The sequence below is a fragment of the Pseudarthrobacter sp. KH_020_B genome (assembly GCF_057840185.1).
Window position 1 is genome coordinate 4,273,024 of sequence record NZ_CM174506.1, and the last position, 14,228, is coordinate 4,287,251.

The 14,228-nt window shown below is 62.1% G+C and carries 11 protein-coding genes and 1 pseudogene; 3 read left to right on the forward strand and 9 right to left on the reverse strand.

The genetic code is table 11. The features are described from left to right. Positions 1-31: 31 nt before the first annotated feature. The 6 genes from AC3IT0_RS20010 to AC3IT0_RS20035 form a co-directional block, all read right to left on the reverse strand. Positions 32-1,327, reverse strand: coding sequence for a substrate-binding domain-containing protein (locus tag AC3IT0_RS20010; protein WP_489321394.1), 1,296 nt, complete (start codon positions 1,325-1,327; stop codon positions 32-34). Positions 1,328-1,417: 90 nt separating this feature from the next. Next, positions 1,418-2,452 (reverse strand): ABC transporter permease, encoded by a 1,035-nt coding sequence (locus tag AC3IT0_RS20015; protein WP_489321395.1) that lies wholly within the window; start codon positions 2,450-2,452, stop codon positions 1,418-1,420. Beyond that, the gene (locus AC3IT0_RS20020) at positions 2,449-3,411 is read right to left on the reverse strand and encodes an ABC transporter permease (RefSeq protein WP_489321396.1); all 963 of its coding nucleotides are present in this window, start codon (positions 3,409-3,411) and stop codon (positions 2,449-2,451) included. Before AC3IT0_RS20020 ends, AC3IT0_RS20015 begins: the two co-directional genes overlap by 4 nt. 59 nt (positions 3,412-3,470) lie before the next feature. Then, positions 3,471-5,021, reverse strand: coding sequence for a sugar ABC transporter ATP-binding protein (locus tag AC3IT0_RS20025; RefSeq protein WP_489321397.1), 1,551 nt, complete (start codon positions 5,019-5,021; stop codon positions 3,471-3,473). 1,279 nt (positions 5,022-6,300) lie between these two features. Next, complete coding sequence (locus AC3IT0_RS20030) at positions 6,301-7,398, reverse strand: alkene reductase (protein WP_489321398.1); 1,098 nt, start codon at positions 7,396-7,398, stop codon at positions 6,301-6,303. Positions 7,399-7,691: 293 nt separating this feature from the next. Further along, positions 7,692-7,907, reverse strand: coding sequence for a hypothetical protein (locus tag AC3IT0_RS20035; RefSeq protein ID WP_489321399.1), 216 nt, complete (start codon positions 7,905-7,907; stop codon positions 7,692-7,694). Here AC3IT0_RS20035 and AC3IT0_RS20040 point away from each other — a divergent pair. Next, positions 7,887-8,474: a hypothetical protein gene (locus tag AC3IT0_RS20040; RefSeq protein ID WP_489321400.1), complete on the forward strand. Its 588-nt coding sequence runs from the start codon at positions 7,887-7,889 to the stop codon at positions 8,472-8,474. The two genes, AC3IT0_RS20035 and AC3IT0_RS20040, sit on opposite strands and share 21 nt — an antisense overlap. Before the next feature lie 953 nt (positions 8,475-9,427). Here the strand turns inward: AC3IT0_RS20040 and AC3IT0_RS20045 are convergent. The 3 genes and pseudogenes from AC3IT0_RS20045 to AC3IT0_RS20055 all read right to left on the reverse strand — a co-directional run. Then, positions 9,428-10,030: pseudogene (locus AC3IT0_RS20045) on the reverse strand (ABC transporter ATP-binding protein); the annotation flags it as partial. A gap of 113 nt (positions 10,031-10,143) precedes the next feature. Next, positions 10,144-10,902: an SDR family NAD(P)-dependent oxidoreductase gene (locus AC3IT0_RS20050; protein ID WP_489321401.1), complete on the reverse strand. Its 759-nt coding sequence runs from the start codon at positions 10,900-10,902 to the stop codon at positions 10,144-10,146. A gap of 142 nt (positions 10,903-11,044) precedes the next feature. After that, complete coding sequence (locus AC3IT0_RS20055; protein ID WP_489321402.1) at positions 11,045-11,773, reverse strand: GOLPH3/VPS74 family protein; 729 nt, start codon at positions 11,771-11,773, stop codon at positions 11,045-11,047. Positions 11,774-12,048: 275 nt separating this feature from the next. Here AC3IT0_RS20055 and AC3IT0_RS20060 point away from each other — a divergent pair, with 275 nt between their 5' ends. Both AC3IT0_RS20060 and AC3IT0_RS20065 read left to right on the forward strand, forming a co-directional pair. Then, positions 12,049-12,513 carry an LpqB family beta-propeller domain-containing protein gene (locus tag AC3IT0_RS20060; RefSeq protein ID WP_489321403.1) on the forward strand — a complete coding sequence of 155 codons (465 nt, stop codon included), beginning with the start codon at positions 12,049-12,051 and terminating at the stop codon, positions 12,511-12,513. Then, positions 12,510-14,198 carry a DUF5671 domain-containing protein gene (locus AC3IT0_RS20065; RefSeq protein WP_489321404.1) on the forward strand — a complete coding sequence of 563 codons (1,689 nt, stop codon included), beginning with the start codon at positions 12,510-12,512 and terminating at the stop codon, positions 14,196-14,198. Before AC3IT0_RS20060 ends, AC3IT0_RS20065 begins: the two co-directional genes overlap by 4 nt. Positions 14,199-14,228 lie beyond the last annotated feature (30 nt).

The following is a 14,228-nucleotide window of genomic DNA, read 5'->3' on the forward strand; positions in this document are numbered from 1 at the left end:
TCCCTCTCCCCGGCTCATTTGTGGACTGCAATCAGCCCTTGGCGCAGCCTTCAACACCTTCAGGCAGTGTGGACTTCTGCCAGCCATCCGGGCAGGATTCACGCGTCACGTAACGGCGTGAGGCAGCCTGCTCGTACTTCTGGAGGTCCTGCACCGAGAACGGCGTGGCCTTCATGCCAGCTGACGGGTTCCCGCTCTTTGATGCACTAAGGGAGGACTCGGGCAACATCACGTTGAAGATGTCGGCTGTTTCCTCGTCACCGACAGTGCCCGGTTTGAACACATTGCATCCCTCCGTGTACGTGTCCTGTTCGCACACCTTCACGTTCTCGGAAGTGACAATGTTGTACGGCACCTCGACGTCCATCGGAATCCCCTCCGTGCCCTTGAGCAGCAACGCCAGGGCGACCTTCATGGCGATGCCGCCCTGGGCGGGAGGTGAACCGATGCTGACGCCCGGCCAGCCTGCGAGCAGCTGCTCGCGGAAGAACTGGGAGGTTTCACCGCTTACAGGGATCTTCTTGCCCGCAGCCGTCAGAGCCTTAACACACCCGGACTCGCCGTAACCGCAGAAGATGCCATCGACGTTGGGGAACGAGCCAAGCGCTTTGGCTGTTTCCTTTTGCTGTTGTGCGCTGTCCCACTTGCCCTCATATTCGGTGAGGATCTTCACATTGGGGGTCTTCTTCAGAGCGGCTTGGGCCGAGTTGTAGTGGACGTTGTCGGTCGACGTTCCAACAACACCGTGTGAAACGAAGATGTTTCCCTTTCCACCCATCAACTTGGTCAGCGTCTCCGCCGCGTTGTACCCCATAAAGGGGGATGTTGCGCCGGTGGGGACACTGGTGATGTAGGAGACGTTGTAGACGCATGGTTCGGTGACCGTGGCGTCGTAGGAGACGACAGCCACGCCTTGGCTGCATGCGTCGCGGTAGGCCGAGTTGATTGCAGTTGGCGAGAGCGGGTAGGTGACGATGGCATCGGCACCGGCAGCTACCATTGACTGGACCTGAGAGATCTGCGCTTGCGGATCAGGTTGGGTCATCTCCTTGCGCACTTCGACGCAGCTATCGTAGGGGCTCATTTGTGCGACGGCGTTCCCGAGGTTTGCCGCCTCCTCCTGCCAGGCGTTCCCGATGTTCAGCGCGGACATGTAGACGACGTACTTCTCGCCGCCAGCGCGTGGGGCCTTGCCACCGCTGGGTATACAAGCAGAGGAATTTCCTTCGGCACTGCTGCCGCTGGCACCGCCGGAGCAGCCAGTCAGTGCCAGGCCAAGGGTGGCCAGTACAGCCACAACCCCTAGCCCACGGGTGGATTTGCGCATAGCTATTCCTTTCTCAGCTTCGTCTTCGAAGCACTTTCTTCTTCTTTGAAGGACGCCGTCGAGCCGACGGCGCACGTGGAGGTGGATCAGTCAGGGACGTGCCGGCCGCTTCATGCGTTCTTTGATGCTCCTCCAGAGCGGATGATCGCCTCGTCGCATGACCAGGAGGGCGAGGAGAACTACGGCGCCGTACAGGACGTTTTTCCAGCCTTGTGAGAATCCCGTCGCCTGGATCACGACTGTGATCGTGGTGAGCAGGATGCATGACATGAAGGTCGCCTGCCAGAACCCGCGACCGCTTCCGATCACGGTGCCGCCCACGAGGACGGCAGCGATTGCGGGCATCATCCATTCATCGCCAAGGCTGAGCTGCGCGTTGCCTGAGAAGCCAAGGAGCATGATGCCAGCGATACCGGAGGCGAGAGCTCCCACGACGTAGACGCTGATCTCAATGCGCCGGACAGGAAGTCCGGAGATGCGTGCTGCGGCCGGGGCGCTGCCGAACAGTTGGACTGTGCGGCCCCAATTGCTCCGGGCTTGAATGAAGTATCCGATGACGCCGACGAGGATGAAGATGACGACGGGAAGTCCAATGCCGAAGAACTTGCCGCTTCCGCTGAACAGGCTGATGATCGCGTCCGGAGCCGCTGGCGCTTTGCTGCCGAATGTGACACCAATTGTGGTGCCCGTCAGGATTCCCCCCATGGCCAGAGTGACGATGAACGCCGGTATCTGGAACCGGGAGATCAAGTAGCCATCAATCAATCCCACAGCGACCGATGCTCCGAGAGCGAGCAGTACTCCGGTGAAGACATCGTGTCCCAGCACGCTGGTCCATAGAGCGAGGATTGTTGCTGAGAGGGCAACGACGCCTGGGATTGACAGGTCCAGGCCGCCGATCAGCATAACGAGGCCTTGGCCGAAGGCGAGTACGGCCACGAAGAGGCTCTGCGTGAGGATCGCTTCGCCCGCGGTCCAGGACGGCAGGCCGTCGCTGAAGATCCTGCCGGCGATCAAGACGATGGCTGAGATAATCAGGAGTACCAGCGGCCGTGCGAGTCCCGGGCTGAGCCAGGGGCTCTTGTCAGGCACTGCCGTGACGATAATTTCTGTGTTTGTTGTCATCGTCCTGCTCCTTCGGGGATGAGCGCTGCTGGTTGCTCGGCGGGCGTTTCCGGCTTGCTCTGGACTTTCTGCTTCTTTTTGCTTTCATTGCGGGCTGAGACGGCGCCCACCAGGACGGCCACGATGATCAGCGCCCCGGTGAAAATGGTCTGTGCCCAGCCGTTGATTCCTACGACGAAAAGGAACTTCGGGATGACCGTCAGGGTCAGAGCACCGAGGATTGTCCCAATGACTGATCCGCTACCGCCGATGAAGGCTGTGCCGCCTATGGCGATGGCCGCGAAGGTCTGCAGAAGATAGGTGGATCCGATGGATGCATCACCGGTCTGGATGGCTGCGCTGAGCACGATCCCTGCGACAGCGTACAGCGCCCCAGCGATCGTGAACGACGCGAACTGGACCCGGGGTACCGATATCCCGGAGAGCCGAACCGCTTCTTCGTCCTGTCCGACGGCGAACATGTAGATCCCCAACCTGGTGCGACGGAAGGCCAGCCAAGCCAATGCCAGCACCACGATGATGATGAGGCTACGCGGAACGAAGAGGGGGCCCGTGATGAGCTGCACAAGGTCCTTCGAAATCTTCCCGCCTGGGGCGGGTAGTATCACGAGCGCCAAACCGTTGAGGATGATGAGTACTGCGAGTGTGACGGCGATTGCAGGGAGTTTCCCCACAATCACCAGAAGCGCATTGAGAGCGCCAATGGCAGCGCCCAAAGCCAGAAGCAGCGCTACGGCAACCCATGTGTTCTGCTGGCTCAACGTGGTCGTCATGAGTACGTTCGTCAAAGTCACGACGCCGGCCGCTGAGAGATCGAACTGCCGGGTAAAGATCACAAGCGTGACGCCGATGGCTGCGATAACGAGCGGCAAGGAAAGAACCAGCCAGCTGTTGATCAGGAAGATGTTGAGCCCGCCCAGTTGCCGAGATCCCCATGCCAGCAGAAAAAAAGCAAGCACGAGAGCTGCACGGAAAGTACCGTTCCGCAACAGGGAAACTACCGTTGATCCAGTGTTTTTCATCGTGCGACCTCACTCGCGGTTGAACTGATCGATTCCAATGGATCGGCAGTATGATTGCGCCGGCCGACAGCTGCTGCCATCACGGCCGACTCCACCATCTCGCGCCCAGTCAACTCCGTAGCGACCTCGCCGCCGTAGAGGACGACGATCCGATCACTCATTCCAATGAGCTCCGGGATCTCCGTGGAGTAGAGAAGAATGCCGGCGCCGTCAGCTGCTGCCCGGCGCAGGGTCCGATAGACCTCGAGTTTTGCTGCCGGATCGATACCTCTGGTGGGATCGAACATCAGCAGGATGCGTGCGCCGGTCAAGGCCGTGCGGGCGATGATCGTTTTCTGCTGATTGCCGCCTGACAATGGCCCAACGTCCTTGGTGAGGTAGTCCTCTCGTAGATAGTTGGCCTGCCCGGCAGTTTTGGCGGTGGTGTGTTCCGCTCGGGAGTTGATGAAGCCGAACTTCGAGACCTTGCCCAGCACGGGAATCGACATGTTTTTCACCGACGTCATATCCGCGAAGATGCCTTCGCGTTTGCGTTCCTCCGGGACCAGTGCGATGCCCGGTCCGCACCGGAGAGCGTCTCTGGGGGAACTGAACTTGGCGTCCTTTCCCTCAACTCGGATGCTGCCGGACGTCAGTGGCCCGGCCCCGGCTATGGCGTAAAACAGCTCCTTTTGACCCTGCCCCTCGAGCGCGGCAACGCCAACGATCTCACCAGGGCGCAAGCTCAGAGCCACGCCCCGAAGCCGCTCGTCCACCACAGCGTCCGACACTTCAAGGATCGGCTCGGCAGCCTCATCAACTGAACCGATGGCCGCTGGAAAAGCAACCTCAATGGACCGACCGATCATCCGGGAAATCACCGTGTCGTGATCGAAGCCATCCTTCGTAAAACTCCCAACTATTTGCCCGTTCCGCATGATGCTTCCGCGATCACACAGTTCCTCAATCTCGGCGAGCTTGTGGGAAATGTACAGCACAGCCGCACCGCGTTCCTTGGCCTGGCGGACCTGGCGGAAAAGCCAACCTGTTTCAGGCAGTGAAGCGGTCGGTTCATCGAGTATGAGGATCCGCGGTTCGGGGTTCAGTGCGCGGACGATCTCCAGTCTTTGCTGCGCGCTCAGTGGCAGTTGCCCGGCAAGGGCTCTGGGATCGATGTCATCGACGCCCCAGCGCGCCAGAATTTCTGCAGCACGCGCCTCCACCAATTTCCGCGGTACGACACCGACTCGCGTAGGCAACTCGGAGAACAGCAAGTTCTCCGCGACAGTAAGACTGGGAAGCAGCGAAAGCTCCTGAAAAGCGGTCCTGATGCCGGCGTTGCGGGAAGCTGCCAGTACTCCGAGCTTCATCTCCTCGCCGCCGACGAACACACTCCCAGCGTTAGGGGTGAGCATGCCTGACAGGGCCTTTACGAGGGTTGACTTCCCTGCCCCGTTCTCCCCTACCAAGCCGTGGACTTCACCAGCCTCCAAATTTAGCGCCGCCTCTCGCAGCGCTACAGCGTCGCCGTATTTCTTGGCGAGCCCCTTAATCTCCAGTACAGTCAACTTCTTTGTTCCTTACTGCAGTGGGTGTGTGCACATTCGAAAAGATGCAGATGACATGCCCCGTTGTGGAGAATCCCCTGTTTTCTCACGAAGCGTTGCATTCGAGTATGCGATCAAAATCACAGTAGAACGATGGTTTCCGGAACACACTTGGCGCGCTTTGGTTGTGCTGTAGGACACAATGGGTGGAAACGCGCTCAGGCAACGTTCCACCCGCGCCCAGGCTCTCGCAGCCGAAAATAAAAGGATCAGCCAGCGGCGCAAAGCCAGTGGCCGTAGGAAATGACGATGTTGCCCGAGCCGCGGGCCCATTAGCACAGGAACTTGTCGGTGCCATGGCCGTGGCCCCTTGTTAGCACCCTTTCGCGGCATGTTCGACTACACAGTTCTGCAAAGGTCCGCTATCGACAATGGCACCAGGAGTCGAATGCAATGACTGCACTGTGTCCCATGATCGGACGCGGGCTTGGCGATTTGAGCGCGGCGCCTCTGATGATGCGGGGCGCAGCAGCCTAGGTCAGCTGAGGCCAATGCGAGATCGCTTCAGAGCTCCCTGATATCGACAGAATATGCAGAATTGCAGCGATGAACCACCCATGCAATTCGTGATGCTCAAGCAACTTCGCTTCACTTCCGACTGTCCAGACGGAAGTGGTTGACGGGCTCCTCTCCTGGCTGCTGGCACACCCCCGGCGACCTGGAAGACTGCCGCTCGCTTGCCGGGCCCGCCCGATGAAAGACGGCCGAAATCAGGGCTGGCTCTTAGGCCAGTTGAGTTTCTGCAGGGGTGGAGTGCTCCAGAAGTTCATGGCTGTGGTGCAAAAGGAATTCATGCCGGAAGTGAAGGCCGATCCACGGTGATGCGGCGAGGTCGTCAATGCTGCGGGACTGTCCGGGACCGATCATTTCAGGCGTGGCGTGATTCCAATCCCTCCGACGCGGGTGGAAGAGTTTCGATGTGACGCTGTTCGTTGTGCTTCTACGACTAAACATAGTGCTCTCCTTCTTGTCAGTCGTGGACGGATATGCGTAGCCGTCGGGATTTACGAGTTCGCTGTCGGGAAACAGGCTCCAGCCTTCGCCTTTCCACGTCCGACTGCTGAGTGTCGGGAGCTGGTTATTCGTCCGGGGTGGGCGGAACGTAAAGGCCATCGACGGCCGCCCTGGACCTTTTTTGCAGATTGTTGGTAATGAGGACCCTAGGCGGCCGGCGAAGATGTTGTGATGGTTGCCTGAAAGGCCGGTGGACTTGGCGTTGCCAGACCCCGGGTGTTCGCAGTTAGTCCTCGAGTGAGGGGTAATCGATGTAACCGTGATCGGTTCGGCCGTAGAAGGTTTCCGGATCGGCTTCGTTCAGCGGGGCATCCTCGGCGAGACGGCGAGGCAGATCCGGGTTGGAGATGAAGTCGCGGCCGAAGGCAATAGCGTCCGCATGGTCGGCCGCAATCGTGCTGGTTGCCGTTTCCTTGGTGTATCCACCTGCCGCGATCAAGGGGCCGCTATAGCGTTGGCGGACCCATTCGCTGGTGATGGCGTCTGCCGGACGGATGCTGCTTAGGTAGCCGGAGATCCCGGGTTCGATGAGGTGTACGTATGCGAGGCCCAAGGGTTCCAATGCGCGTAGTACGAAATCGAAAGTCTCTTCGGGGTTCGAGTCCGCCATGTCCTGGAATGGGCTGCTTGGCGAAAGCCTCACCCCGACGCGGTCAGCACCGATACGGCGGATCAGTTCCTCGGTAACTTCCAGGAGAAGCCGCGCACGGTTAGCAATGGACCCGCCGTAGCCGTCGGTTCGGTGGTTGGCGTTGTCCTGGAGGAACTGATCGATTAGGTAGCCGTTGGCGGCGTGAAGTTCAACTCCGTCAAAGCCCGCGCGTACTGCGTTCTCGGCGGCAACGCCGTAGTCGGTGATGATCCCGGGGATCTCGTCCAGTTCAAGCGCGCGGGGAGTTACGAAGGGGACCCAGCCATCTCGGGCGTAGCCCAGGCCATCGATGGCGATCGCCGAAGGGCCAACGGGGGTTTCACCGTCGGGCTGGACCGTGGGATGGGAAGCCCGGCCAGTGTGCCAAAGCTGCGCGACAAAGACAGCTCCTCCAGTGTGGACCGCATCCGTGATGGGCTTCCAAGCCTCGACCTGTTCGTCTGTCCACAGACCCGGCACGCCGGGGTTGCCGACGCCCTGACGGGATATGCAGGTTCCTTCGGAGATGATCAGGCCAGCGCTTGAGCGCTGGGAATAGTAGAGCTCCGCTTTCGGACCGGGTCGTCCGTCAGGGTGGGAGCGCGTCCGGGTGAGCGGGGCCATAACCAGGCGGTTGGGCAGCTTAAGGGCGCCGAGCGCGATGGGGTCGAACAGGGAAGCGTGGGAAGACATGGAACTCCTCGGAATCTGTGTGTCGTTAGTGAAGACGATGTTTACCGGTCTTGGTGTAGGACAAGGTCCTGGACCGTACCGGTATGGCACGACGGCGGTCATCGGCTACACGTCCGCAAGATGGTCTGGCCAAGGCTGGTGCGCGGTGGTGCCGGGCCGGAATCCTGCTGGGAAACAAGGTGGCAACCCACTGTGCCATCCTTACCAACCAAAGCCCGTGCGCCGTTGCACATGCTCATCAGTAGCCCTTGCCAGTCCTCCTTTTCGACTTTCTGTAGCGTCAGTAATCACCATCAACCAGTGCCTGTATTGAGTATGTGCCCCACATCACCCCCGCCGCGATGGGCTTCAAAATACATCTCCATCCACTTGAGTGTGTACAGGAACACTGCTGATTCACTGGGAATGCGCAAGTCGCTGTTCCACAAATCAACGCCCTGGGGCCAGGACCGCAGGATACCCATCACGATCAGGTCTTTGGACCCGTGGTGGCTGAACTGATCCGGCATGGCCGCATGATGACGGGGCAGGATGAACTTCAAAGCTGCAAGGCCCAGTTCGCTGCTGCGGAGGCAGACCTCAAGGCCAAGGCGTCCCCTTTGGGGCTCAAGATCGGTGTCGCGCTGGGCGTGTGGTTCGACGGACGCTTCGAGGAGTGGTTAGGCAACAATGCCAACCGATTCGTCAACGCCAGCGAGCAGCAATTCGCGGAGTTGAAGACGTTCGTAAACTCGCGAAAGGCTGTTTGGCCCGGTGAGACAAGTAATAAGGCCCTAGACTCCGGCAAGTTCTCTCTCGTCTTCACCGCGAACGGAGGTGATCCTCCGAATCCGGCGCTCGTGGTGACTCCGATTCGTTCATTCGGATCCACAACGTCTCAGAATTTGACCTACACGGAGGGTGGACTTGCCTCCGAACTCTTGTCGAGGCTCGATGCTGGCGAGGAATTCTCAAAACCTCGGCGTACGCTAGTGCTGCATCTGGGCGGATTGTTCGTTCCAGGGCTCTCGATTTGCCGATGCAGAATGCAGTGCGTTCTGGCCACCGACATTGAGTTGTATGGCAATCGGGACTAAGCATCACATGGGCGAGTACAGGGCATCTGTTACACAACATCCTCCGTGCTGTCAGGGTTTCGCAAGCCATTCCGATTTGTCTCATAAACCATCGTTACCGGACACCGCGAATCCTTAGCCGTCGGATCTGCGACTTTTTACAAACCAACTTTGCATATTTGCATGTTGGTCCGGCAGCGGAGTCAGCTTCCAGGCAGCCTGCCGTAGGAACAGGGCCAAATGTGTTAACGATAACCACCGGACGCGTATATACCGCACGTATACCCGCACGGCACAGGAGTGAGTCCGCGACTCCGAAGAAGCGTACTTGGTGCCGCCCTCGTTGAAATTGATTCCTTCGTTTGAAATTCATTCCCCGGACATTCGACGATTTGAAATCCGCTGACGACATGGTGCTGGAGAACGTCATCGTTCGGCTCTTGCCTGCCTTGAAGTCGACGACGGTTTGCCCGCGCGCCGTCAAAGGAACCCGTAAGATTCGGGATGTGGCTCCCTATGTCATCCACAGTGAGCACAGGCACGAGGACATCTTCACTCGCTAGGTTGATCGCAGAACCTGTGACGACAACCCTTATCTGGTCGCCGGCTGCGGTGGCTGTTAGTTCGATGAGGCCGATGACAAAGGTTCCGGTTGGACACAAGTAGACATCCGCGCCTCGAATCCGGCTGCAGCCCTTGACCTATGCGCCCTTGGTTCCCGGCCAGATTGAACTACACCCCAACCTGACGTCAGGCAGCTATTCAAAAACCGTCAGAATAGGGTCCAGAAGCTGTTTCCCGCACGACCCCTGTGGACACTCTTGAATCCCAATCTGACACAGGGCGGCGGAAACGCCTGCCTATCTGGCTGGAACTTGCCCGTTTTAAGTTCGATGATCACGTAGCGAGTCAACCGGATGTGAACGAACAGCAGACCGACGCAGAAGCGGTCGGGACGCTCAATTGCACGATACCTAAGCATCCGCCACCGGAGCCGCGAACTGCGCCTCGTACAAGCGCGCGTAGCCCCGCCCGCGGCCAGCAACGAGGCATGCGTCCCCTGCTCCACGATCTGCCCGGCCTCCATCACCAGGACGAGGTCGGCGTCGCGGATGGTGGACAGACGGTGCGCGATCACAAGCTCGTCCGGTCGCTCCTCAAAGCACGCATCGCCTTCTGCACCAGCACCTCGGTCCGGGTGTCCACCGAGCTCGTCGCCTCATCCAGGATAAAAACGGACGGCCGGGCCAGGAACGCCCGCGCAATCGTCAGCAGCTGCTTCTCACCGGCGGACACATTGGAGCCCTCGTCCTCCAAAACGGTGTCGTACCCCTCCGGCAGCGAGTGCACGAACCGGTCCACATACGTCGCCCGCGCTGCCTCCAGAATCTCGTCCTCCGTAGCACTCGGCCGGCCGTACGCGATCCTGCAGCACCATGCCCAGCCGCGAGCGCAGCTCGCGCCGGGAGACTGAGGTGACGTCCACGCCGTCGAGCGTTATCCGCCCCGGCATCCAGCTCGTAGAAGCGCATCATCAGGTTCACCAGCGTGGTCTTCCCGCCACCGGTGGGAGCAAGACAGAGGCGGACGACGAAGGGACCTCCAGCCGTCGTCCGCCTCCGTCTTCTCAGGCGACGGCGAGGTTGCCGGAAAGTCCGCGGTGGGCGTCGGGCAAGGCCGTGGCCTCCGTTCAGGCCTGGTCGGTGGGGAAGATCCAGAGCTCTCCGATGGAGGCGTGCCGGGGCCGAGTGACCATGTAGGCAACGCCGTCGGCGATGTCCTCCGGAGCGAGGACCTCTGTCTGCTCGCAGAAGGGGTCGATCATTTCGCCGCGGACCTCGGCGCTGTTGTGTGAGCCCAGTTCGGTGTCAACGCCGCCGGGTTCCAGGACGCCGACGCGGACGTGGCGCTGGGTGACTTCCTGGCGGAGGGATTCGGTGAAGCCGTTGACGCCGAACTTGGTGAGGTTGTAGACGCCGTACCCGTTCCAGGCAACGCGGCCGGCGATCGAGCTGATGTTGACGATGTCCGCGACCCGGCGGGGACTGTCCTCGGCGGCTTTGAGCAGGTGCGGCAGGGCGGCGTGGGTGGTGTGCAGCAGGCCCTGGACGTTGACGGCGATCATGCGGTCCCAGTCCTCGGGGTCGGCGCCGACCACTGGGCCGAGGAGCATCAGGCCGGCGTTGTTAACCAGGATGTCCAGTTGCCCGAAGCGCTCCACGGTCTGGTCGACGGCGGCCTGGGCGCGGTTGGTGATGTCTGCTTCGATGACCAGGGCTGTGCCGCCGGCTTGTTCGATTTCGGCGGCGAGGGCTTCCAGACGGTCACGGCGCCGGGCGGCGAGTGCCACGGAGGCGCCGAGTGCGGCGAGCTGCCGTGCGGTCGCGGCTCCGATGCCGCTGCTGGCGCCGGTCACGAGGGCGGTGGTTCCGGTCAGTTTCGATGTCATGGGGTGTTCTCCTCCGGGGTTGATGCCGGTTTTTGGGCAGCCGGAAGCTGCTGGCGTCCGGCTGGACTGTGGTGGTTCCGGCTGGACCTTGGACCCGCCGACCAAGCCGTCACGCGCCGATCTCTGGACCGGAACAGGTTGATTAAGTTGCGACGTCCATCAGCGTCAGCCTGATCATGCGCAGCTCGTCCTCCACGGCCCGCGACGGCCAGTGATTCTTCACCAGCTCATTCGCCCGGTTCTGGTCTACTTCCGGGAAGAGCCTGTGGAGCAGGCCTGCTGCCTGGAGCAGTGCGATCAGCGCCATGATCCTGGCATCCGGTGCGCCGCCGGCTGTTGCTTTGGCTTCAGGCGGCGCGGACGCTGGTGGCCTGGCGTCGGGTGACGCCGCCGTGGAGGGCGGTGCCTCCGCGGGCTTAAGACCGACGGCGGTCCGGATCTCCTGCAGGAGCGCCGCTTCCGGACCGTGGTCCTTCTCCGGGTAGCGCACGGTCCTGAACAGGCCAAGGTGCTTCTCGCCGACAGGCTCCACGATGCCCCGCGAGGCCATCCCTTCGTACACGGGGCGCGCTTCGCGGCGCCCCTCCAGCATGGAAACCCAGCGTTTGGGAGTGTGGGGCCGTGACTTTTCACGGATGTGTTCCAGTTCGGGCTGCAAGTCAGTTTCCGGCGTCGTTCCGGTTGCCCTGACGTGTTTGCCATGCAGTTCGATTGCGCCGAGCAGCTCCAGCTCGGCCAGTATCGCCCCTGCCAGCGTGGTCCTGAGGACGTACGCCGGCAGTTCGGGTTCGCCGTCCGTGTCGTTCGTCGCCAGCAGGAGGAATGCCTGGGGCAGGCTCAGCTCCCCGGTCTTGGATGTTTCTGCGTTCATACCTTTATGGTGGCCCCGTCCGGGTCCTACTACAACGGCACTTTCAGGGGCCGACGACGGCGGGACGTACCGCCGTCGTCCGCTTGCTTCCATACAGGGCACGGTGCGGGCCACCTGGATCAGTGGTATGACTCGGGGAGCCATGCGCCCAACACGGCCAGCGCACTAACCCAGGTTGTTCTCCGCCGTTTCCGGCCCGCACCGCAGCACTGTTAATACTAAATCGGGGCCGAAAAGCACGGGCAAATGTGGGTCCAGTGGATCATACTGGCGGCATGGGCGATGCAGCGAGAAAACCGGACAGGATCCTCATCGTTCTGCTGGGTGCCATCGGTGTGCTGGTGGTTGTTGCCCTGGCCGTCGTGTTCATGCGGGGTGAACCCGAGCCGCTGGATGAGGCCAGTGCGGCCGGGGTGGTTCAGCGGTACAGCGCGGCGGTGATCGACGGCGACACCGCTGCCGCCGGTTCCTACCTCACCGAAGGGGCCAAGACGCAGTGCGCCGGCAAATTCGACGGTATGCCCCAGCCCTCCCGGGTGGTCCTGGTTGCCACCACCGAGCGGGCGGAATCTGCCACGGTCACGGTTTCGATCGTCCAGTCGGCCGGCGGCGGCCCCTTTGGCCCGTCCGAGTTTGAGTCGGAGGACATCTTCTCGCTCCTGAAGGTCGACGGCACGTGGAAGGTGGACTCGGCGCCATACACGCTCCTCTCCTGCACCGGAACGCCGGCGAGACCATGAGTTCCCGGCTGCAGCCAGCGGCAACGGGGCTGTCCCGCGCCCAGGTGACACTGCGCCGCCTGATCCAGTACGCCCTCCTGTTTGCCTTGGTGGTGATCGCGGCCTCCGGCCTCAGCGGACTGCTGGAGCGCCTGTTCACATCCGGGGCAGTGCTCGCGGCCACGGATGTCTCCGGGCTCGCGAGCGGGCTTGCGTTCACCCTGATCGGCGGGCCGCTCGCCCTGCTCCTGTGGTGGTTTCTGTGGCGCAGGATCGACGAGACGGAGCGGACAGCAACCGGCTGGGCCCTCTACTTGGCGGCGATGTACGCCGTCTCGCTGATCATCGCCACCACGTCACTGCTGGGACTAATGTCGTCCCTCATCGGCGGACCGCGCGGCCCCTGGGCGTCTCCGCTGTCCAACGGACTGGTCTGGGCCGTCGTCTTTGTGTGGCACCGCTGGATGTGGAGGCACCCGGGCAAAGGCGCTGCCCATCTGGCGGACATCCGAAGCACCATCGGGACAATTTTTGGCCTGCTCGTCGGCACGATTGCAGGAATCATCGCCCTGAGCGGACTGCTCGACGTCGCCATCCGCGGCCACAGCCTCCTGGCCGCGGCCATGGATCCCTGGTGGCAATCCGTGCTCCGGTCACTGGTGTGGGCCGCCGGCGGAGCCGCGGTGTGGTGGTGGCACTGGATCCACGAAGACGGCCGCCGCCTGCGGACGGGCCTCGCCGACGTAAGCATGATCGTCGTCGGAATCTTCGCGGCCGGCATCACCGCGCTCGGCGGGAGCGGAGTGGTGCTGTTTGTGCTGCTGCGGCTGGCTTTTGACCGGACTGACCCGATGAACGCGCTCCTGCAGCCCCTGGCCCCGGCCCTGGCTGCCGCCCTGATCGGCGCGGCGGTGTGGCGCTACCACCGTGCGGTGTCGGTCCACCGCTCCAGGGAAACCCGGCGGGCAAGCCTCCTGGTGACGTCGGCGGTGGCCCTCGCCGCGGCAGCCTCCGGCATTGGTGTGATTGTCAGTTCGTTGCTGGCCGCGGCGGTATCGCCCCTCGCCGGAGGCGCGGAGCGGACCCTGCTCCTGGGTGGCATCAGTTCCCTGGTGGTGGGTGGCCCGGTCTGGTGGCTGGCCTGGAAACCGGCGAAGCAGCCGCACAGCGCCGATGCCATCCCGCACGGGAGAAGGATCTATCTCATTGCGTTCTTCGGGGTCAGTGCTGTGGTGGCGCTGATTGCCCTGCTGGTGATCGCGTACCGGAGCTTTGAATTCCTGCTGGGCGAGGTGTCCGGCGGCAGCGCGATTGACCGCGTCCGCGGACCGCTCGGACTCCTGGTGGCCGCCGGGCTGGTGGCAGGCTACCACTTCGCGCTGTGGCGGCATGACCGGGCCCTTCCTGCCGCCGCCGGGCCCGCCCGGAGGCGGACCATCGACCACGTCACCTTGGTGGCCGGGTCCGGCGCGGAGGCGCTCGCACGGGGTATTGCCGAGGTCACCGGCGGTGCGAAAGTCACCGTCTGGCTGCGGGCGGACGACGGCGCCGCGGCCCCGCCGGAACCGGTCGCCTCTCCGGCATCCGGGGAGAGCGCGGGGCAGGTAGCGAAGGCACTCGAGGGCATCACGGCCCGGCACGTCCTGGTGGTGATGGGCCCGGCTGCCCGCGTGGACGTGATTCCGGTGGAGGTGACAGGACACTGATGCGAGGGTGGCTGCGCCTATCGGGCTAAG

Excerpts from the sequence above, each read along its gene's own strand:
- AC3IT0_RS20015 (WP_489321395.1), bottom strand. The coding sequence starts at position 2,452 with ATGACAACAAACACAGAAATTATCGTCACGGCAGTGCCTGACAAGAGC.
- AC3IT0_RS20055 (WP_489321402.1), bottom strand. The coding sequence starts at position 11,773 with ATGAACGCAGAAACATCCAAGACCGGGGAGCTGAGCCTGCCCCAGGCA.
- AC3IT0_RS20010 (WP_489321394.1), bottom strand. The coding sequence starts at position 1,327 with ATGCGCAAATCCACCCGTGGGCTAGGGGTTGTGGCTGTACTGGCCACC.
- AC3IT0_RS20060 (WP_489321403.1), top strand. The coding sequence starts at position 12,049 with ATGGGCGATGCAGCGAGAAAACCGGACAGGATCCTCATCGTTCTGCTG.
- AC3IT0_RS20030 (WP_489321398.1), bottom strand. The coding sequence starts at position 7,398 with ATGTCTTCCCACGCTTCCCTGTTCGACCCCATCGCGCTCGGCGCCCTT.
- AC3IT0_RS20065 (WP_489321404.1), top strand. The coding sequence starts at position 12,510 with ATGAGTTCCCGGCTGCAGCCAGCGGCAACGGGGCTGTCCCGCGCCCAG.
- AC3IT0_RS20035 (WP_489321399.1), bottom strand. The coding sequence starts at position 7,907 with ATGCCGGATCAGTTCAGCCACCACGGGTCCAAAGACCTGATCGTGATG.
- AC3IT0_RS20050 (WP_489321401.1), bottom strand. The coding sequence starts at position 10,902 with ATGACATCGAAACTGACCGGAACCACCGCCCTCGTGACCGGCGCCAGC.